Consider the following 20,481-nt stretch of genomic DNA (forward strand, 5'->3'; position numbering starts at 1 on the left):
TAATATACTATGTGTCTGAATGTTTGGCAATCATGAAGTGATTAAGGCGGATACATCATGAACTCCCCTATTATCAAGACATTTTTCGATCAGTCTACCTATACCTTCAGTTATGTGGTGCATGGAGCACCAGAGGGGCCATGTGCCATCATTGACCCGGTTCTGGATTTTGATGCAAAAGCCGCCCGAATATCCACAACCTCAGCGCAATTGATTCTTGATTATATTGCAGAACTAAATCTAAGCGTGGAGTGGATTTTAGAAACTCATGCCCATGCGGATCATCTGTCGGCAGCCCACTGGCTTAAGCAGCAGGCAGGTGGAAACATTGCCATTGGTGAAGGTATCACTGGAGTGCAGGCGCATTTCTCCAAGCTGTTTAACTTAGGGCCTGAGTTTGTAGCTGATGGCTCCCAGTTTGATTACCTGTTCCAGGCAGGTGAACGGCTTGCCATTGGGTCATTGGAGTGTGAAGTGTTGTTTACCCCAGGCCATACCCCTGCCTGCGTCAGTTATAAAATTGCAGACGCAGTGTTTGTGGGGGATACCCTGTTCACGCCTGACTACGGCACCGCTCGTGCAGACTTTCCCGGCGGTGATGCGCAGGCTCTTTATCGGTCCATTCAGCAGTTACTGTCTCTGCCTGCAGAAACCCGCTTGTTCATGTGCCACGATTATCTACCCAATGGTCGAGCCCCTAAATGGGAAACCACCGTTGCCGAGCAGCGAAAGCACAATCTGATGGTGCACCAGGGGGTGTCGGAAGCGGATTTTGTGGCGGCCCGTCACGCAAAGGATGCCAGTCTGGCGGCCCCGGTACTGATATTGCCTGCTTTGCAGGTAAATATCAGAGCCGGTCAGTTGCCGCCAGCAGAAAGCAACGGTACTCAGTATCTCAAATTGCCGATTAATCGGATTTGAGTTGCACAATGGTTACGCAAATGGCTAGGAGCCGATGATGCCGCCGTCTTTTTTGGTGATGACGATGGTGCAGTCGCGGGGCACCGTTACGCCATCCTGTGGTGCTGGAAAGTTGGTCACGGATGGATCACCGTTACCGGGGTGCTGCGTATTGACGAACATGGTGCAGCGATCCGGGGTGACGGCGATGCCAGTGATTTCGTCGCCGTAGACGCCAGTAAGCAGTCGGCTCAGTTTGCCGGTGGTTGTGTCTGCAACCAACATCTGATTATTCAGGCCGTTTTTTTGGCCACCGTCGGTTTGGATAAACAGGCGGCCATCGGGATCGGCCCACAAACCGTCTGGAGAGGCGAACGATTCTTCTGTGCCGTGTGTGGTCTCAGCGATCAGGAAGATGTCCCACTTAAACGTGGTGCCGGTGTGCTCATCGGCATCATGCCAACGGATGATGTGACCGTCGGGGTTCGGGGCCAACGGGTTGGCGGCATCGGCTTCGGTGCGACGGCTGTTGTTGGTCAGAGTGCAATAGACGTCACCGTTGGGTGCTACCGTAGTCCACTCAGGGCGATCCATGGGGGTTGCGCCCACGATGTCTGCGGCGATACGGGTGTTCACCAGCAACTCTCCCATGTCAGCAAAGCGTGCCGCGAGGTCAGCGTTATCCAAAGTCAAGGGCAGCCAGTCACCGCTGCCATCTTCGTTGAAGCGGGCAACGTACAGAACGCCTTCATCCAGCGGGCTTTTACCTGCTGCCAGCATTTTCTTGTAGTGATCCGCTGAAACGAACTTATAGATGTAATCGAAGCGCTGATCATCGCCCATATAAACCACCGCGCGACCATTGTGACCAATTACCGAAGTAGCGCCTTCGTGTTTGACCCGGCCCAGGGCCGTGCGCTTGACTGGGGTTTGGGTAGCGTCGAACGGATCAATTTCCACTACCCAGCCAAAGCGATTTTCTTCATTGCGATAATCGGGGTTGGACAGATCAAAGCGGGCGTCGAATTTCTCCCAGCCATAACCAAAGCCGCCCCTTGAGAAACCATAGCGATTGTGAGATTCAGTGGGTGACCAGGTCTGTTCTTTATTGGTCGCGCCGAAATAGCCGTTAAAATTCTCTTCACAGGTCAGGTAGGTGCCCCACGGGGTAGCGCCAGATGAACAATTGTTGACGGTGCCCAGTGGGATATTGCCTGCCGGTGTTTGCAGCAGTGCATGGCCTGCAGCCGGCCCGCTGAACGTGACCGGTGTATTTACATGGATACGGCGTGCATTTTTACTTTCAACTTGTCGCCACTTGTTGCGACCTTGTTTGATTTCCACAATGGAAACGCCGTGAGCGTGTTGTGATGTGCGTACTTCTTCCAGGCTCTCCGGTGCGCTTTTGCCCAGCACATGATGATTGCCGCCAAACTCATGGTTGATGGCCAGCATGCCGTGACGATTACCGCGGCGATGTTTATTGCCTCGGTTGAATTTGTTGCCAAATAACGCCCATTCTTTCTGATCGATGGGAAAGTAAGCCATGCCGTCATGACCAATACCGATTTGCTTAGCTTGGTCTGCCGCCTTGGGAGGCCAACTGAAAGCCGGGCCACTTGGTTCCAGTGGCTCACCCCAGGGGATCATGACATCGTATTCATAATCAGCGGAAATCGACGGCATAGCGCCGCTGCCATCTTCCAGCGCAACAGGCGTAAAACCAATCAGCGGTTTGCGTTCTGGCCAGTGGCGGTGGCCAGCACTGGCCAGGCTAGGAGCGGCCACAAAAGAGGCGGCTGCCAAACCCATGCCGCCCATCAATACCTTGCGGCGGCCAAGGCTAGCCTGCAGGATGTCCTCGAAAGGTCGATTATCGGTAGGGTTACTGATTTCATTGTCGTTGTCGTATTGCAATTCGTCTTTCATTTCTCTCTCCTGCTGCTTTGCGGTCAGAACCTGCAGTCTGGTGTCTAATGCGGTGGATCGTGGATGGATAATTCACGCACAAAGCTAACAGCGAATTGCTTCAAATATGTTACTTATTGAACAGTTTGTTCTATGAGCAGAATGGGTAGCAGGCAGGGCGACTGAGTGGGTGAATCGAGGTGAAAGCCAGTGGCAGTAATACGTAAAGAGGGAGCAACTGCGTGGTAGTTGCTCCCTCTTTTGTTAGGTTAACGGAGTGTGTTCTGATTGCGCTTTAATCATCCACTTTCAGTCGCTCCTGGCGGCAACCGTCTGCCAGTTGAATGGTAAAGCTCCAGTCGTCGAGCCAAAACTGAGGGGCAGCTCCGCCATCAAAATTGGTGACTTTCCATTGCACTTCCACAGGAACTGACTTCGCTACTTTGCTGTTACTGTTGATAACGCAATGGTGGCGATCCATGGCATGAGACTCCCAAGAGGAGATGCCCTCGCTGCCGCCATCGGTACTGTCGAAAGCATAGGTGTCCGGCCCAAAGCGGGAAGCTTGAGGCGAGGCTTCGACGCCATCAACCAATATGCGCACTTCGCACCAGTCCGGAGCCATGCTGCCTGGTTCATTGCAGCGTGATTCTGCGGTGAACGCCAGGTTAACCAAAGCATTTTTACCGGCGGGAATAACAACTTTGCTGCGCGACCCTGGCAGAGTAAGAAACTTCTCCGAACTTATGGTGCGTGGCAGGGTGCTGGTAATGGCCTGCTTGTAATAATGTGCACCGGAGGTGAATCGAATTGCATCGGGCTCCTCTGCGGTAGGCAGGGCTACCAGATCATCAAGGGCAAATTTGTACTCCAGGCTTGGTTGTGGGGTCAGGTCGCGGATCTCGTTGGGGGTTGCAGCCAATACCAAGGGGGCGGCCAGGGTTGAGGTAATGAATAGTGCGGTGGTCAGGGTTTTCATAATGTCGCTCCATGATCATAAAATTAGATGGAAACCATTGCTTTCGGTTTCACTGTCCACACTATGCTTCCGCTTGTGCCTGGGCTTGAACAAAAGCTGACGAATTCATGATGATTAGTTGATTTGCGTTTTAATGCGCAGATCTTTTGTCACATATTTAACAGTACAGGTGGTTATCCTTAACTGCGTCTTGATCAGCCGATGAATCATACTGGTGCGGAAATGATGAGGCTCGTACATCATTATGAAAGGAATCAGAATGATGAGAGGAATCGAATACCACTTTGAAGACTTCTGTCTTATGCCGGATCAAGCGCGTTTATTGAAAGGTGAGCGTGAAATTAAAATGGCGCCCAAGATATTTCAATTTCTGAGCATGCTGGTGCAAGCAGAAAATACCCTGGTAGAGCGCGAGGCCCTGTTTGAAACATTGTGGCAAGGGCGCGCTGTATCGGACGAATCCCTGGCTCAGGTCGTCGCACAGTGTCGTCGCGCTTTAGGCGACAGCGCCTCCCGACAGGCTTTGGTTCAAACCATACCCAAAAGAGGCTTCAGATTTGTGCCTGATATTCGGGTAATGCATTCCTCGGTACGAAAAAAGATGCCGTCGTTGATGGTTGCTCTGCAGGAGGGCGACCCGGAAGAAAGCCTGTATGTCAGAAGTCGATGATTGCAGGCGGATCAGCGTTCCTGATGCCCTCGCTCGGGATACTGAATTTGGCCGCGCAGGCTGGCTTTTTCTGCATCGGTGAAATCGGGAAACGCCAGCTGGTTGCTTTGCTCCAGCGCGAGGACCGACTCGGCCGCTTCCTCCTGTTTGGTGGTATCAGAGGGGGCGGTAGAGTCTCGTTTGATCAGCAAGCGTTGCTCGGGTATCGCAAGCAGCACACCGCATTCCTGCAGTATATTCAGTATGCGCAGATTCAGGTCCTCTGATACCGCCAGATACAGTTCAAAATCAGAACTGTCGATATAAGCATTCAGGCCAATAACGTAGGCATCCCGCTCTATGCTCTCAAAGCGTGCCCGTACAGCGATATCTAATAATCGAGGATGACTGTGGAGTAGCTCGCGCAATTTCTGCAGTGTTATGCGTAACTGATCGGGAGTCGCATCCAGTGCCAATCGAAGTTGACGGGTATAGCGGCGACGATCGTTTTCGCTGATATTTTCCAGACTAACGGACACCAGAGAAGAATTAGGTACATGAACTACAGAACGATCTAGCCTGCGTATGCGGGTGGAGCGCAAACCTATCTCTTCTACAATGCCGGTAATATCGCCTACTTTACAGAAGTCGCCTGGTCGGATCGGTTGTGCAATGTATAAAGTGATTGCTCCAATTACGTTTTCCAGTGTCTTCTGGGCCGCCAAAGCCAAGGCAAGAGAGCCGATGCCCAGTCCTGCCAGTACGGTATCGATTTCATAACCAGCATCCGATAGCCAGAGCAGGAAGATAATAATCACCCCGACAATTTTAATAATGGTGCGCACAGGGCGAATAATTCCAGACCAATACTGCTGGTTGGCGGCACGAGACAGGAAGAGGGCGGTGAAGAATTCAATGCTGGCCAGAAGTAGAAAAGTACCGGCGATGTAGCCCAGCGCGGCTTCGTTTAAATAAACGCGGGCTTTAATAGACAAACCCAATTCAGCTACGCCCATTTGCAGCAGTTTGAAAAACACAAACCCTGGCATAGGCACAGCCGCCAGCTGATGCATGGTGTCACGATAGCGATCAGACAGGGCGATAAGCTTTAATATTATCCAGCGCAGGCAGTATGCAATCAGCGCGGCTCCAACTGCGATCAGCATCAAGCCCACCACCTGCCAGTTCTGCAGGTGCAGAATATTGAAGTCAGGAAGATGGTCCTCGAGTTGTATAATGAACGGGTTATACCCATAGATTTCCCACAGGACGGGGATGTGGCGCGCAGTGGCATTGGAAATCTTCCAGACCCTGCCACCGTTGCCATCAGGAATCCGCTGTAAATAGACCGGTATGCTGTCGTTGCGGGTCAGCGGTAGATTGCCCAAGAAATCCCGATAGCTGGGTAGCTTGTCATCAAGGTGTCCTTCAGGCTTGTTGCTCAGTGCAGAGAAATCAATGATGCGATGCTGGTTCCAGACGATGGACAGCTGGCGTATCAGCTCCTTCGGGTCGCTGTCTTGCATTTCCTCGGGTAAATAGCGGGTGTCCAAATAGGTGGCGGCAGTGGCCCAGTCTTTGTTTGTGCCTGCATCTCGGATTGCGAGGATTGTGGAGAGTGGCGTTTCTCCTGGCTTGATCGCGGCTGCCTCGTCCCGCGCCTGCTCCAATACCTCTTCCGATCGCGAATCAGCCTCTAGAACATCGCGAATGGTAGGAGAGTCTTCGGCAAACGAAATAGCTGAAATCAGGGACGCTATTAGCAATAGGGCTAGACGCAGCATCATGCTGTTTCCTTCATGTAAACACAGGCAAAGCAGATGCCGGGTGAATCAGGTCGAGCACCCGGCATATTTGATCGGATCAGTCAGAGAATTCGCCGTTATGGTAGATTTCCTGCACATCATCCAAGTCGTTCAGTAGGCCAACAAAGCGTTCAAATTGTTCGGCGTCTTCCTCCGATATGGGGTGCGATGTCTGTGGAAGATAGGTGATTTCCTCCATCTCGAATTCAACACCTGGCACCGCCTCGGCTATCGACGTTTTGGCTTTGAAAAATTCCGTTGGTGGCACCAGCACGGTAATCATACCGTCTTCCTGCTCAATGTCGCTGACATCGACATCAGCGGTTAGTAGCGCTTCCAGCACCGCGTCTTCATCTTCCCCTGGGAACACAAACATGGCGCGATGATCAAACATATGGGAAACGGAGCCTTGAGTGCCCAGTTTTGCCTTGCACTTGGTGAACACGCCCCTTATTTCGCCGAACGTTCGATTGCCGTTATCGGTCAGTGCGCTTACCAGAACCATGCATCCTCCGGGGCCAATGCCCTCGTACAGTGCCGGCAGGAAATCTTCACCGGCGCCGCCACTGGCCTTCTCGATTGCCTTGTCGATTACGTGGGTGGGAACCTGATCTTTTTTGGCCCGATCAATCAAGCTGCGCAGCGTGATGTTGTTGTTGGGGTCAGTGCCGCTGTTCTTTGCGGCCACGTAAATCTCACGGCCGTATTTAGAGTACACCTTGGTCTTGGCGGCGGCCGTTTTGGCCATGGAATCTTTGCGGTTCTGATATGCTCGGCCCATACGAATGCTTCTTTGTCTGTTGTTAAAAGTGTTGGGATTTTACCTGCTGGCAAGGCTAATGGCCAAGGCCTAACGCTTTATTCGCAACTTTTGTAGATAAGGTCTGTTGCGTGGTGGCCGTTCAACTCTGGTTCTTGCCCGAATACGTGCCCAGGCGTTCAGAATGTGTATAACCAGTTGATATAAAAGCAATAATATTTGTGCCCACACAAAGTCAATAAGCTTTTCTTTTATTTGCTCTGGTGTTTAGAGGTGTGATCAACAGCCGCCGCTGCTCGGGCGTTAACAGCGGCGGCTTTTGTTGAGGGCGATAGGGTGTTACTGCTCGCCCAGGTATCCGTTGTCGCGCAGGTAGTTGATGATTAAGTCCGTTTCCTCTTCAACCGACATTTCGGCGGTACGTAAATGAATCTCAGGCTGGCCCGGTGCCTCGTAGGGGTCATCGATGCCGGTAAAGTTCTTTATTTCACCTGCCCGCGCTTTCTTGTAAAGGCCTTTTGGATCGCGTATCTCGGCTTCGGCCAAGGGGCAATCTACATACACTTCAATGAAAGGAAGCCCGGACGCCGCATGAATTTCCCGTACTCTATCGCGGTCTTCCTGATAAGGGCTGATAAAACTGGATAGGGTTATAACGCCGGTGTCGGCAAACAGTTTGGCAATTTCGCCAATGCGACGAATATTCTCGGTACGGTCTTCGGCAGAGAATCCCAGGTTCTTATTAATGCCCAGGCGGATGTTGTCACCATCCAGGCGATAACTTAAGTGCCCCAGCTCGAACAGTTTTTGCTCCAGGGCCACTGCGACGGTACTCTTGCCGCTACCGGACAGGCCAGTAAACCAGAGCGTGGCACCCCTTTGCTTAATAAGGCGAGCTCGGTCGTTGCGGGTGATTTCACCGTGGTGCCAATGTACGTTGGTTGCTACCTGTTTAGTCACGTTTGGTTCCTTATAGTTTCCAGCTTGGCTGTTTGCTGGAGTTCTAGGTTAATGCGATCCAATGCCTGATCATGCTCTTAAGAATAGAAAATGCAGGTTTCAATTACAATGGTTTAAATCTCCGTCATTGTTAAGGTGGCGACCAGCAGCGTTCTTCGATATGGTCGAGTATAGTAATGCTGCGTAGATCACAAGAGAGTTGATATGAGAACAATGGTAATTATCGTTGCTGCATGGTTTGCGGTGATGGGTGCGAATGCACAGGAGCAAGAAGACAACAGCCAACAACAATGGCACCCAGTGGTAGAGAGTCAAGATCCAGGTGACGTCAGAACCTGGGTAAAAGCGGTGCCGGGGGCATCAGTGAAAGCATTTCGAGGTGAGGTGGAGGTAGCCTCTTCTCCGCTACAAGTGCTGGCTGTTCTGGATGGAGTAGAGGCGTTTCCCCAATGGGTGTTTCAATGTAAGGCAGCAGAACGTGTTCCGGGGAAGGGGATTTACTTGCGCTTTAACGGCATTTGGCCGGTTGCGGATCGTGATGCGACTTTAAACAGCAAAGTGTCCGTTATGGCGTCCAGCGTAGTGATCGAAACCAACAATTTAGCAGGGATGCTGCCTGAGCGAGATGGGTACGTCAGGATCCCTGAGCTGAATAACCGTTTTGAGGTGGTACAGCTGCATAACGGCGGCAGCCGAATTATTTTTGAGACCTTTGTTGATCCAGGCGGAATGGTGCCAGGGTTTATCTCTAATATCGTTTCAAAAAAAGGCCCTTTGGTTACATTGAATGGTATTAAAATAATGCTGGCTGATCGTGAAAACACGCCGGTCTCGCTGGATCAGTTATCATCCATTTATCAGCCAGTGCGTAGCGATTTGGAGCAGCTACTAGAGTAGCTTTATCACAGTAAAATGACAGTTACGTTTCGGGTAAAGATTTCCTGAGAATGTAAGGGTGCGGTATACACCGCTCCGCATTCAGTTTCAGGTTGTTGGCGTGATGTTTTTTATCAATTGATAAGTAATAGTGCGCGTGCGGCTTGGGAGTTGTATTAGTCATACGCTAAGCATCATAATACGCAAACAGTGCGCAATGTTGCGGCTGTTTGCGAGGTTGGATTAGCTTCGTCGTTAGTTATTTTTAATAAAAAGCGTTAGCGAGATTGTTGTGAACTCGCTGTATCTAAAGGATTAGGCATGGATCGTCGAATTTATTTTCTTGATCAAGTGCGTTCCCACATGATGTTGCTGGGGATCGTGCTGCATGCTGCCGGTAGTTACAACAATTTGCCTGCTGGAGAGCTGTGGCCTTATAAATCCGTTGATGTCCACATTGGTTATTCTGTGCTCATTAATCTGATTCATAGTTTCCGTATGCAGGTGTTCTTTCTGGTGGCAGGGTTGTTTGCTGCCATGTTGCTTAGCAAACGCGGTAGTACAGGATTCTTAAAGCACAGAACCCAGCGCGTGTTGCTCCCGCTATTGATCTTTGCCGGGCCCTTGATGTTGTCTTGCAACTGGTTGTTTGCATATGGTGCAGAGTTAATGCATCGGCGTGGCACGATCATTGAGTTTAGTGACAGCGTCCACCTTTATCATCTTTGGTTTTTATACTACCTGTATATTTATGTGTTACTGGCCATCCCGTTGCAAGGGGTTTTGATTCGGTGCTTTTCTGAAGGGCGCAACCGTTATGTGGCGAAAGTATTGCCCTGGATGCTTGGCATACTCATAGCGTTAGTGCATTTTGCCGAGAACAGTTATCTTCTGGAAGTGCCTGTAGGATTGAATGTCTTTAAAGGTGTCTTCTTTCAGTATTTTCTTTTTTTTGCAGCAGGCATGATGGCTTTTCATCTGCGAGAGGAATTCTTTGCAAGTGTTGACCGTTGCTGGCGCCTGCTTGCATTTGCCGTTTTGTTTTTGATCATGTTTGTTGCCAGTGTTGCAATGAATGCCGCTCAGAATGAGGGAGACCCTAACGCAATAGTTTGGTATGGGGTGATATTTCTTGGTTTGTACTACGCATTTGCGTGTTGGTTTGTGCTGGCAATCTACAAGCGGTTATGCGATCACTTTAGCCCGGTGGCGCGCTATTTGTCTGAGGCATCTTATTGGGTGTATTTGGTTCATTTGCCGATGACGGTAGCACTGCCGATGCTGATAGATGATTGGCAGCTTCACCACGCTGTTAAATTTGGGGTGGTATTGTTGGTTACATTGTTTGTAAGTTTATTGACCTTTCATCTGTTCGCGCGATCAACCTGGATTGGTTGGTTGTTAAATGGCAAGCGGCGTCGTTTCAATCTGCCGTTTATTCACAAGCCAGAAAAATTCATGGAGTCAAAGCGCACCGCGTAGTGTTGCTGTGCGCGAGCCTGATATATGTGGTATTTGGGGAAACTAGAACATAAGCCCGCCTGGGTGTTGGCTATTACTGCCATACTTACTCTGCCAGCCCTGTTTTCGGGGTGGTTGGGTGATGATTATATTCACTATGCATTACTGCATCCCGACATCAATATACCTGCAACTCAGGATTGGTCGTTGTTCGGTTTGTTTTCTTGGGTGGATTCTGCTCCCGAGCGAACTCAGTTTCTGATTGATATGGGTGTTATTCCCTGGTGGACCTACGAAGGGTTTCGCTATCAGTTTTGGCGGCCGTTGGCAGAGTTGAGTCATTGGCTGGATCATGCCCTATGGCGTGATCTGGCGTTTATGATGCATATGCAAAGTTTGGCTTGGTATCTGGGGCTTGGGGCGTTGCTGTATCATCTGTATTGCCGGATGAGTATGCAGCCGATTGCTGCGATTGCAGGGCTTGCGCTGTTTTTGTGGGATAGCACCCACGGCTTGACACTTGGCTGGATTGCGAATCGTAACGCCATCATGGCATCGTTATTTGGCGTGTTGTGTTTACTGTCTTTTTTGAATTGGCGAATGTCTGGTTCGTATCGGGCTTTTATTTTCAGCCTGGTGTGGTTGTTGTGCAGTCTGCTTAGCGGTGAGATTGGCATAAGCACTTCAGCGTATCTGGGTGCATATGCGCTAATGCTCGACAAGGCTGGCCCCAAAAGGGCATTGATCGCATTATGGCCCTATGCGCTAATGTGTGTAGGGTGGTGGGTGCTTTATAAAATGGGCGGGTTTGGCGCGTACCATTCAGACACCACCTACATTGACCCCTCCGCGTCACCTCTAATATTTCTTGGTAGGCTCGGGGAGCGCATTCCGGTATTGTTATTTGCGCAATTTGGATTAGTGCCAGCGGATGTTTTTGGCTTCAATCCGGATGGCATGATGGTATTTTCAATTGTGTCTGTGCTGTTTTTGGCAGTCCTGCTTTTTATTCTTCTGCCGTTATTAAGGCAATCAGCTTTGGCGCGATTTTGGGCCTTGGGTTGTTTGTTTTCGGTGGTGCCGATAAGTGCTGCTATTCCCGCTGATCGAAATTTGTTGATGGTTGGTATCGGTGCATCCGCCTTGCTGGGCTTGTTATTCGAGTCCGTGGCAGCAAGGTTTGTTGATTCCCGCTTTGTTCGTATTGGCGCTTATGTCCTGTTTGTCGCGCATCTGGTGATATCGCCGCTGCTGATGCCTTTGCTCAGTTACAGTCCACAGATTTGGAGTAAGTTGATGGCGCTGGATATCAATCAGAGAATGCCCGTTGAGCGTGAAAGCGACCGAGTGCTGTTGTTTGGGCTAAGCATGCCTATCTCGTTGGCGACTACACCAATGCGATTCGCCCACAAGCGGACGATCCCCGAGCGTTTGTGGATGATATCATCAGATGCAATGGATTTTACCATCCGTCGTATCGGTGAGAATAAAGTCGAGATTCAGTCTGAGAAGGGCATGATCAATGAGTTTGAGCAGTCGGTTCGGGATCTGTCTCGCGAGCCCTTGAAAGTGGGGCAGGTTGTTGCTACGGATGGTATGCGTCTGGAAGTAAAAAAGCTGGATAGCAGTGGTCATCCGTTGCTTCTGGAATTGGAGTTTGATCAAGGGCATGCGTCCGATGTTGTAGCGGTGTACTGGAAAGGGAAGGAGTTCAAGCGGGCTCGTTTGCCGGAGGTAGGCTCAGCGATCGAGTTGAATTTAGCTGAATAACTGAGAGTGATGCACAGCGCAATGCGATTCGCCGTGCATCGGTGGAGGGTCTATCGGAATCTAAACTCAGAAGGTGAAAGAAGCGCCTACTGAGAAGTAGTCAATATCTATACCATCAAGGTCGAATAATTCGTATTCACCTCTGACCGCGATTGATCCTAGTTGGATTTTTGCGCCCAAGCCATAGGCTGGATCGGTGCCGGATTCTGATACGCTGCCTAAGGGGGTATCAAAATCTACATCCCAGGAAAACATTCCGGCTTTTGCAAATAATCCTATGGGCCCAAGATCGAACCCGACCAACCCAAAACCAGCCCAGGCGGTTGAATCGATTGAAAAGCCAGGGACGTTTGCGATCTCTCCTTCCTGTGACCCAAAGTCAGCATAGGCGCCTTCAACAGCAATGTTCAGGAAAGGAACCAGGCCAAAGTTATAACCAGCGAACACTTTGTAGGCGCTGTCGTCATCATCAAAATTGACTTCTCCGATATCTGGGTCGTTTTCAGAGTAATCCACGCTGGCGGTGCCTAATGAACCTCCAACATAGAACCCGCTATCGCTGCCTGCCACGGCCCAGCTTGAAGCACCCATCATCAGGGCGGACATTATTAGTGTTTTTGTCGTTGTCATGTGTTCTGCCTCCCGTTGCGTTAACACGAGGTAACAATAGGCTTGTTTGATGGGGGTGTCTACCCAATGGCAGGGTAGGGGTGGGAATCGCTCGGCAGCTGGCTTGCATGGGTGAAATTCAGGCATAAAAAAACCGAGTCAGAAACTCGGTTTTTTAAATTTGGTGCCCAGGAGAGGACTTGAACCTCCACGACCTTTCAGCCACTAGCACCTGAAGCTAGCGTGTCTACCAATTTCACCACCTGGGCAGAGGGGCGCTAATTTAAGGGCTTCGCGGGGTGCTGTCAACATCATTTTCCCAACAATTTCCAAAATTGTTGGGTTGGGCGCTGATCTTTCCTTGTAAAACGATCGCTAACTACCTAAAGTGCCGGTAAGCACACGACACTATAGGAAAAGTGCATGACAAATTGGTCCTGGTCGGATGACCCGAACCTCGACAACGAAGCCCAAAAATACGATAACCCGGTGCCTAGCCGCGACTACATTCTTAAGTTGCTCAACGACCGGGGTAAGCCTCTCACCCACCGCCAAATCTGTGCCGAACTCGATCTAACCGATGATGAAGCCGTAGAAGCAGTACGCCGCCGCCTCCGTGCCATGGAGCGTGATGGTCAGTTGCTGTCGAATCGGCGTGGTGCCTATGGGGTGGCTGAAAAGATGGATCTGATCCGCGGTGTGATCATTGGCCATCGGGATGGTTTCGGGTTTCTTAAGCCGGATGACGGCAGTGATGATCTCTATCTGAGTGCGCGCCAGATGCGCTGTGGCTTTGATGGAGACAAGGTATTGGCCCGCTCTGGCGGCGTGGATCAGCGTGGTCGTCGTGAAGCGACGATCGTGGAGGTGCTGGAGCGTAAAACCCAGCGCATTGTTGGTCGTTATTTCAAGGAAAGTAATATTGGGTTTGTGACGCCGGAAAACCGCCGCATCAGTCAGGATATTCTGATTCCCGAGAGTGATGCCCTTAAGGCTAAAAACGGTCAGTTTGTGCTGGTGGAAATCACCCAGCAGCCCAGTTACAGAGGGCAGGCAGAAGGCAGTATTGTCGAAATTATCGGCGACCATATGGCGCCGGGTATGGAAATCGATGTGGCCATTCGCAATCACGATATCCCCCATGTGTGGCCTGCCGAAGTGGAGGCAGCCGCCGAGCATTTCGGCAGCGGCCTGACTGAGGGTGACTATGAGCATCGCTTTGATCTGCGTAAAACCCCTTTTGTAACCATTGATGGGGAGGATGCCAAAGATTTTGATGATGCGGTCTTCTGTGAGAAGAAGCGCAGCGGTGGTTGGAAGCTGTATGTGGCCATCGCCGACGTGTCCCACTATGTTCACCCTGGGGATCCGCTGGATCAGGAGGCGCGTAAGCGCGGCAACTCCGTGTATTTCCCTGAGCATGTCGTGCCCATGTTGCCGGTTAACCTTTCCAATGGGCTGTGCTCATTGAACCCGCAGGTTGATCGTCTTGCTCTGGTGTGCGAGATGAGCGTCAGCGACTCGGGCAAGGTCAGTCGTTATGGGTTCTTCGAGGCGGTGATCTGCTCTCATGCCCGGCTTACCTATAATAAAGTCGGCGCTATGCTGCAAGAGCCTGAATCAATGGAAGGGCAGGACCTGCGAGAGCAATACAGCGCTGTGGTGCCTCATCTGGAGGATCTTTACGGTCTGTATCATGCCTTTCGTGGTCAGCGGCAGCAGCGGGGTGCCATCGATTTTGAAACCACCGAAACCAAAATCGAGTTCGGTGAAGATCGTAAGATCGAGCGCATCGTGCCCACGCAGCGCAATGATGCTCATCGCATCATCGAGGAGTGCATGTTGGCGGCCAATGTGTGCGCAGCCAAGTTTCTGCAAAAGTACAACCTGCCCGCACTTTATCGAGTTCACGAAGGCCCGAAAAATGAAAAGCTGGAAAACCTGCGTGCGTTTCTGAAAGAATTAAGTATCCCCTTTATGGTACGCACGGAGCCCAAGCCGTCTGATTACCAGGAGGTACTGGGTAGCATTAAGGACCGGCCGGACTTTGAGTTGATCCAGACGGTGATGTTGCGTTCTATGAACCAGGCGGTGTATTCCCCTGAGAACAAAGGGCATTTTGGCCTTTCTTACGGAGCTTACGCCCATTTCACGTCGCCTATTCGGCGCTATCCTGACCTGTTGGTGCATCGGGCAATCCGCTATTTTGTGCGCAGTGGCAAAGAGAGTACCAATGCCAAGCGTACGGCGGATGCGCCGCCGATACCGCAGCAAAAAATACTGCCATACGATGCCGCCGCCATGGTCGAGCTGGGCGAACAGTGTTCGATGACTGAGCGTCGTGCCGATGAGGCCACGTGGGATGTCATCGGCTGGCTCAAGTGTGAGTACATGAGCGACAAGATCGGTGATGTATTCAAGGGCATTATTACCGGCGTGACCGGCTTCGGCTTGTTTGTTGAGCTGAAGGACATTTATGTCGAAGGCTTGGTGCACGTCAGCTCCCTGAACAGTGATTATTATCATTTTGATGAAGTGCGGCATCGGCTGGTGGGTGAGCGCAGTGGATTGATGTTCGGGCTGGGCGAGGAAGTCACCGTCAGCGTGGCCAAGGTCAATTTGGATGATCGCAAGATCGACTTTGAGATGCTGGCTGGTGGTAAGCGCGTGCGTTGGAGCAAAGAAGACAGCGCTCGGCAAAATAAAGACAAGGCGCAGCGTAAAAGTAAAAAGGCTTCTGCCGGCAAGTCACAAGATGCGGGTTCGGTGAACGCTGCAGGTAAAGGTCGGGGGGCTGCCAAAAAAGCCGCGGCAGGTAAGGCAAAAGCCGGGACCTCTCGCCACGAAGTGGCCAAGGCTGCGGCAAAGAAGCAGGCGGGGAAAAAACCCAGACCCAAGAAGGCCAGGAAGAAACGGTAAATTATGTCAAAACCCGATTGGTTGTACGGTATTCATAGCGTCACAGCAGTATTAAAACGGCACCCGGAGCGCGTGCTGGAAGTTAAGGTTCAGGAGGGGCGCGAAGAGGGGCGTCTGGACGAAGTGCTTGGCATTATTCGTCAGTTGGGTATTGCCTGTCAGCATGTGAACAAAAAGTCGATGGATCACCAGTTTCCAGATGCCAACCACCAGGGGCTGGCGGCGCGTTGTCGTTTGGCGGCCCCTCTGGATGAGCATGGCCTGTTCGATTTGCTGGATAAGCTTCAGGTGCCCCCGTTTTTACTGATATTGGATTCGGTTACCGACCCGCACAACCTGGGTGCCGTGCTGCGCAGTGCAGATGCCGCCGGGGTGCACGCGGTGATGACTACTAAAGACAAGTCCGTTGGGTTAACGCCGGTGGTGCGTCGGGTGGCGGTGGGTGCGGCCGAAGTGGTGCCTTTTGTTCAGGTGACTAACCTGGCACGCCTCATTAAGCAGTTGCAGGATCGGCAGATATGGGTGGTGGGCACTGAGTTGGATGAAACCGCCAAGAGTCTTTATGAGGCTGATCTGAAAGGGCCGTTGGCCCTGATTATGGGGGCAGAAGGCCCCGGCTTGCGCAGACTTACCCGGGAAAACTGTGATCAGTTGGTCTACATCCCCATGCAGGGGGATGTTCAAAGCCTCAATGTATCCGTTGCTGCCGGGGTATGTCTATTTGAAGCCTTGCGACAAAGGTCGTCTTTCTAGTAAAGCTCCTGTTGTTTTTCTGAATAACCTCCTATAGAATTCGCGATCCCTCGCTCCCCGTGAATGAGGGGTATTTGGTTAGTAAGTATTAACTCCTTGCCTTACCTGCGCATTTCCTCAAGGAAAGCATAAGGGAGGCTATAATCCGTAAGGAGATGTCATGAGACATTACGAAATCGTTTTTCTGGTTCACCCTGATCAGAGTGAACAGGTTCCCGGTATGGTTGAGCGTTACAAAGGCCAGATCCAGGAAGGTGGTGGTGCTATCCACCGCTTGGAAGACTGGGGCCGCCGCCAACTGGCTTACCCAATTAACAAAATCCACAAGGCTCACTACGTTCTGCTGAACGTTGAGTGCTCTCAGGAAGTGCTGGACGAATTAACCAGCGCGTTCAAATTCAATGACGCTGTTCTGCGCAACATCGTTCTTCGTCGTGACGAAGCCGTTACTGAGCAATCTGTACTGGCCAAATCCAACGAGCGGGATCGCAGTGAGCAGTCTCCTCGTGGTGACCGTGGGGATCGTAATGATTACCGCGCCGAAGCCGCCAGTGATGACAGCAGCGATGATGAAGATGAGGACGAAACAGATTCCGAAGATTAATCGGATCTGCGTGAACCGCTGAGTGGAAATCAATCAACTGGTTCTAAGTGGTATCGTAACGGAAATCAAAGGTTTGCGTTACACCCCGGCAGGTGTTCCTCATTACAGCTTTATGTTGGAACACCGATCCCGTCAGGAAGAGGCGGGAGTCGCGCGGGAGGTGCTTTGCCGTATCAAGGTGGAGGCACGAGGGCAGGACATCACCTCACAGTGTGAAAACCTGTCCGCCAGCGATCGGGTGGTGGTTACCGGGTTTCTTTCCCGGGCCAGCTACAAAGATACTTCTGCAACCCAGCTTGTGTTGCACGCTCAGCAACTTGAATTGCGTTAATTGAATATAACAGGAGCCAACCATGGCACGTTTTTATCGCCGCAGAAAATTCTGCCGTTTTACTGCTGAAGGCGTAACCGAGATCGATTACAAAGATCTGGATACCCTGAAAAACTACATTACTGAAACTGGCAAAATCGTACCCAGCCGTATTACTGGCACCAGTGCGAAATACCAACGTCAGCTGGCCCGTGCTGTTAAGCGCGCGCGAGCCCTGGCTTTGTTGCCTTATTCTGACTCACACAAGTAAGCAACTTTAGGCCAGTATCATGAATTTACTGGCAAAGTGGGTCATGGGCGGGCCCTTACAGGCGCTCGCCGCAGCCGCACTTCTGGCCATGTTGCCAGGGTTAGGCTGGGCCTCCGCCGCCGTTGTGGCGCTGGTGGCTCTGAGGAAGAACGCAAGTGAGGCAGCAATCCCTTTTGGGGGGGCGCTGCTGGTAGCGGTGCTGGTGCATTGGGCCGCCGGGGACATTACCCAGGCTGGAACAGTCATGGCAGCGCTGCTGGCCGGGCTGGTGCTCGCCAATACGCGATCACTGTTTTGGGCTTTGCTGGCTGCCGGGGTGGGCTCAGTGCTGTATATGGTGCTGGTGCTGAGCCTGGCTCCAGACAAGATCACGGTCTTGGTGGAGTTGCTACAGCCTGCTTTTGACGATGTCATGGTGGAGCTGAAAAAGGCCAACCCCGAAGCGGATGCTATGTTTGAGCAGTATGATGCTCGGCAGGTGGTGCTGGAGATGATGGCTTGGGCTATCACCTTGGGAGCCACCGCTGCACTGTTGGTGGCACGTTGGCTGCAAGCACGGCTGTATAACCCCGGCGGATTTCGTCGCGAGTTTCACAGCTTGCGCATGGCTCCGATGGCTGCCGTGGGGATAGCGTTGGTTCTGTGGCTGTCACAGAACTACCCGCAAGCGCGGTTGGCGTTGCCCTGTGTAACAGTGCCTGCGCTGATGGCGGGTCTTGGCTTGATGCACGGTCTGTTGGGCTCTAAGCCTAATAATGGCCCATTGCTGACGTTCTTTTATGTGGGATTGGTGATTTTCTCCTGGTTGGGAGTGATGGTGCTGATCTCGGTGGCTGCAATAGACAGTTTTGTTGATTTTAGAAATCGAATTCAAAAGAGGTATGAGTGATGGAAATCATCTTATTGGAAAGAAACCGTAACCTGGGTGAACTGGGTGACAAGGTGAACGTACGCGCGGGTTTTGGCCGCAACTACCTGATCCCGCAAGGCAAGGCTGTGCCTGCTACTGAAGCCAATGTGAAGCACTTCGAAGAGCGTCGTGCTGAACTTGAAAAAGCCGCTGCAGACAAACTGGCAGCTGCCCAGGCGCGCGCTGACAAAGTAACTGAACTGGCCAGCGTAACCATTCCTGCCAAGTCCGGTGACGAAGGCAAGCTGTTCGGTTCTGTTGGTACCCGTGATATTGCTGAAGCAATCACAGCTGCCGGTGTTGAAGTGACCAAGGCAGAAGTGTTGATGCCCAACGGCGCTATCCGCAACGCTGGTGACTACGAGATCGACCTGCAGATTCACAGCGATATTACCGCTACTCTCAAGGTATCTGTTGTTCCCGAATAAGGTTTGATCTGGTTGCCTCCCACGGGGGGCAATCTGCTTAGACTTGGTGACATCAGTCATGCCTGAGACGAAACTCTGGTGCTGTTAAGGTGCCGGAGTTTTGTCGTTTCTGGATAGGCCGCAAGACATGGGCTTGTTCCCTTCCCAAGAGGTTTGCACAGCGTAGCGGCCAGCCGTTAAACTTGAGCAACCCGATGTTCCTGTAAGTACCCAATATCCCATGAGCGACTCACCGATCGAATTGACCCTGGATGAGGACATGCAGTCCGCGTCCATCAAAGTGCCGCCCCACTCCATTGAGGCAGAGCAATCCGTTATTGGTGGATTGATGCTGGATAATCGTGCCTTCGACGATGTCTCCGAAATCACCTCCGACGTGGATTTTTACCGCCGCGACCATCGCTTGATCTACCGTGCCATAGCGCAGCTGGCGGAGCTGGTTAAGCCCTTCGACGTTGTGACCTTGGGGGAGGCGCTGGATAACGCGGGTATTCTGGAAGATTGTGGTGGCATGGCTTATCTGGCCCAGCTTGCTAAAAACACGCCCAGTGCCAGCAACATCAAGGCTTATGCCGAGATCGTCCGTGAGCGCTCGGTACTGCGCCAGATGATTACCGTATCCAATGAAATTGCCGATGCTGCGTTTCATCCGGAAGGCCGCAGTTCAACAGATCTGTTGGACGAAGCCGAGCGTAAGGTGTTCGGCATTGCCGAGCAGGGTGCTAAACAGGGTGGCCCTCAGCCGATCAACCTGGTGTTGAAGGAAACGGTCGATAAGATCGATCAGCTGTTCAAATCTGACGAAGCCATTATCGGTATCCCCACGGGCTTTAAGCAGCTGGATGAGACCTTCTCCGGTCTGCGGCCCGGTGCGCTGGTGATCGTTGCGGCGCGTCCAGCCATGGGTAAAACCACCTTTTCAATGAACCTGGCCGAAAACGCCTTGATCCGCTCCGGTAAGCCGGTACTGGTGTTCAGTATGGAGATGCCCTCCGAGCAGATCGTTATGCGAATGCTGGCCTCGCTGGGCCGTATTGATCTGACTCGCGTAACGACCGGTAAGCTGGAAGAAGAGGACTGGCCGCGTTTCAGCTCTGCGGTCAGTATTCTCTCGGAACAAAAACTGTTTATTGATGACTCGGCGGGGCTAAGCCCAACGGAGGTGCGAGCCCGTGCCCGACGGGTGGCCCGTGAGCAGGGTGAGATTGGTCTGATTCTGGTGGATTATCTGCAGTTGATGCAGGTGCCGGGGGCAGAAAGCCGGGTTAACGAGATCTCGGAGATCTCCCGCAGCTTGAAGGGGCTGGCCAAGGAAATGAACTGTCCGGTTATAGCGCTCTCCCAGCTTAATCGGGGGTTGGAGCAGCGCCCCAACAAGCGTCCGGTTATGTCAGATTTGCGCGAATCGGGTGCCATCGAGCAGGACGCGGATATCATCATGTTTATCTATCGAGACGAAGTCTATAACGAGGATTCCGAAGATAAGGGCATTGCTGAGATCATCGTCGGCAAGAACCGAAACGGTCCGATCGACAAGGCGCGTCTTGCGTTCATAGGTAAATATTCCCGATTCGATGAATTGGCCCCTCAGGGTTACGGAGACTATTGA

19 protein-coding genes and 1 tRNA gene are annotated in these 20,481 nt (G+C 51.8%); 13 read left to right on the plus strand and 7 right to left on the minus strand.

Going from position 1 to position 20,481, the window contains the following annotated elements; translation table 11 throughout:
• Positions 1–57 precede the first annotated feature (57 nt).
• A complete protein-coding gene (locus tag Kalk_RS15005; RefSeq protein WP_101895022.1) occupies positions 58–921 on the plus strand; it encodes an MBL fold metallo-hydrolase in 864 nt (287 codons plus the stop codon).
• 24 nt (positions 922–945) lie between these two features.
• Here Kalk_RS15005 and Kalk_RS15010 read toward each other — a convergent pair whose 3' ends face one another.
• A complete protein-coding gene (locus Kalk_RS15010) occupies positions 946–2,829 on the minus strand; it encodes a PhoX family protein (RefSeq protein WP_101895023.1) in 1,884 nt (627 codons plus the stop codon).
• A 274-nt stretch (positions 2,830–3,103) separates the two neighbouring features.
• Positions 3,104–3,787, minus strand: coding sequence for a hypothetical protein (locus Kalk_RS15015; RefSeq protein WP_101895024.1), 684 nt, complete (start codon positions 3,785–3,787; stop codon positions 3,104–3,106).
• A gap of 259 nt (positions 3,788–4,046) precedes the next feature.
• On the opposite strand from Kalk_RS15015, the gene Kalk_RS15020 reads away from it, so the two are divergent.
• Positions 4,047–4,457, plus strand: a complete 411-nt coding sequence (locus Kalk_RS15020; RefSeq protein WP_158643516.1) for a winged helix-turn-helix domain-containing protein — start codon at positions 4,047–4,049, stop codon at positions 4,455–4,457.
• A gap of 11 nt (positions 4,458–4,468) precedes the next feature.
• Here Kalk_RS15020 and Kalk_RS15025 read toward each other — a convergent pair whose 3' ends face one another.
• The 3 genes from Kalk_RS15025 to cysC form a co-directional block, all read right to left on the minus strand.
• On the minus strand, positions 4,469–6,223 hold the full coding sequence (locus Kalk_RS15025) for a mechanosensitive ion channel family protein (RefSeq protein ID WP_101895026.1): 1,755 nt from the start codon (positions 6,221–6,223) through the stop codon (positions 4,469–4,471).
• 76 nt (positions 6,224–6,299) lie between these two features.
• On the minus strand, positions 6,300–7,022 hold the full coding sequence (locus Kalk_RS15030; protein WP_101895027.1) for a YebC/PmpR family DNA-binding transcriptional regulator: 723 nt from the start codon (positions 7,020–7,022) through the stop codon (positions 6,300–6,302).
• 318 nt (positions 7,023–7,340) lie between these two features.
• Positions 7,341–7,961: an adenylyl-sulfate kinase gene (gene cysC, locus Kalk_RS15035; protein WP_101895028.1), complete on the minus strand. Its 621-nt coding sequence runs from the start codon at positions 7,959–7,961 to the stop codon at positions 7,341–7,343.
• A 204-nt stretch (positions 7,962–8,165) separates the two neighbouring features.
• On the opposite strand from cysC, the gene Kalk_RS15040 reads away from it, so the two are divergent.
• The 3 genes from Kalk_RS15040 (at position 8,166) to Kalk_RS15050 (ending at position 12,068) form a co-directional block, all read left to right on the plus strand.
• Positions 8,166–8,858 carry an SRPBCC family protein gene (locus Kalk_RS15040; RefSeq protein ID WP_101895029.1) on the plus strand — a complete coding sequence of 231 codons (693 nt, stop codon included), beginning with the start codon at positions 8,166–8,168 and terminating at the stop codon, positions 8,856–8,858.
• A 300-nt stretch (positions 8,859–9,158) separates the two neighbouring features.
• Positions 9,159–10,319 (plus strand): acyltransferase family protein, encoded by a 1,161-nt coding sequence (locus tag Kalk_RS15045; protein ID WP_101895030.1) that lies wholly within the window; start codon positions 9,159–9,161, stop codon positions 10,317–10,319.
• 24 nt (positions 10,320–10,343) lie between these two features.
• Entirely contained in the window at positions 10,344–12,068 is a 1,725-nt protein-coding gene (locus tag Kalk_RS15050; protein ID WP_101895031.1) for a hypothetical protein, read from the plus strand.
• A 66-nt stretch (positions 12,069–12,134) separates the two neighbouring features.
• Here the strand turns inward: Kalk_RS15050 and Kalk_RS15055 are convergent, their stop codons facing one another.
• Together Kalk_RS15055 and Kalk_RS15060 are read right to left on the minus strand one after the other, a co-directional pair.
• A complete protein-coding gene (locus Kalk_RS15055) occupies positions 12,135–12,698 on the minus strand; it encodes a porin family protein (protein ID WP_101895032.1) in 564 nt (187 codons plus the stop codon).
• A gap of 161 nt (positions 12,699–12,859) precedes the next feature.
• A tRNA-Leu gene (locus Kalk_RS15060) sits at positions 12,860–12,946 on the minus strand.
• Positions 12,947–13,100: 154 nt separating this feature from the next.
• On the opposite strand from Kalk_RS15060, the gene rnr reads away from it, so the two are divergent.
• The 8 genes from rnr to dnaB all read left to right on the plus strand — a co-directional run bounded on the left by rnr (position 13,101) and on the right by dnaB (position 20,481).
• A complete protein-coding gene (rnr, locus tag Kalk_RS15065) occupies positions 13,101–15,596 on the plus strand; it encodes a ribonuclease R (protein WP_101895033.1) in 2,496 nt (831 codons plus the stop codon).
• Positions 15,597–15,599: 3 nt separating this feature from the next.
• Positions 15,600–16,349 carry a 23S rRNA (guanosine(2251)-2'-O)-methyltransferase RlmB gene (gene rlmB / locus Kalk_RS15070; protein ID WP_101895034.1) on the plus strand — a complete coding sequence of 250 codons (750 nt, stop codon included), beginning with the start codon at positions 15,600–15,602 and terminating at the stop codon, positions 16,347–16,349.
• A 160-nt stretch (positions 16,350–16,509) separates the two neighbouring features.
• Positions 16,510–16,953 carry a 30S ribosomal protein S6 gene (gene rpsF, locus Kalk_RS15075; RefSeq protein ID WP_101895035.1) on the plus strand — a complete coding sequence of 148 codons (444 nt, stop codon included), beginning with the start codon at positions 16,510–16,512 and terminating at the stop codon, positions 16,951–16,953.
• A gap of 22 nt (positions 16,954–16,975) precedes the next feature.
• Positions 16,976–17,284: a primosomal replication protein N gene (priB, locus tag Kalk_RS15080; RefSeq protein WP_101895036.1), complete on the plus strand. Its 309-nt coding sequence runs from the start codon at positions 16,976–16,978 to the stop codon at positions 17,282–17,284.
• Positions 17,285–17,306: 22 nt separating this feature from the next.
• Positions 17,307–17,534, plus strand: coding sequence for a 30S ribosomal protein S18 (gene rpsR / locus Kalk_RS15085; protein ID WP_101895037.1), 228 nt, complete (start codon positions 17,307–17,309; stop codon positions 17,532–17,534).
• A gap of 19 nt (positions 17,535–17,553) precedes the next feature.
• Positions 17,554–18,423: a hypothetical protein gene (locus Kalk_RS15090; protein WP_158643517.1), complete on the plus strand. Its 870-nt coding sequence runs from the start codon at positions 17,554–17,556 to the stop codon at positions 18,421–18,423.
• Positions 18,423–18,872, plus strand: coding sequence for a 50S ribosomal protein L9 (rplI, locus tag Kalk_RS15095; RefSeq protein WP_101895039.1), 450 nt, complete (start codon positions 18,423–18,425; stop codon positions 18,870–18,872). Before Kalk_RS15090 ends, rplI begins: the two co-directional genes overlap by 1 nt.
• Before the next feature lie 220 nt (positions 18,873–19,092).
• On the plus strand, positions 19,093–20,481 hold the full coding sequence (dnaB, locus tag Kalk_RS15100; RefSeq protein WP_101895040.1) for a replicative DNA helicase: 1,389 nt from the start codon (positions 19,093–19,095) through the stop codon (positions 20,479–20,481).

Source organism: Ketobacter alkanivorans (assembly GCF_002863865.1).
Taxonomy (GTDB): domain Bacteria; phylum Pseudomonadota; class Gammaproteobacteria; order Pseudomonadales; family Ketobacteraceae; genus Ketobacter; species Ketobacter alkanivorans.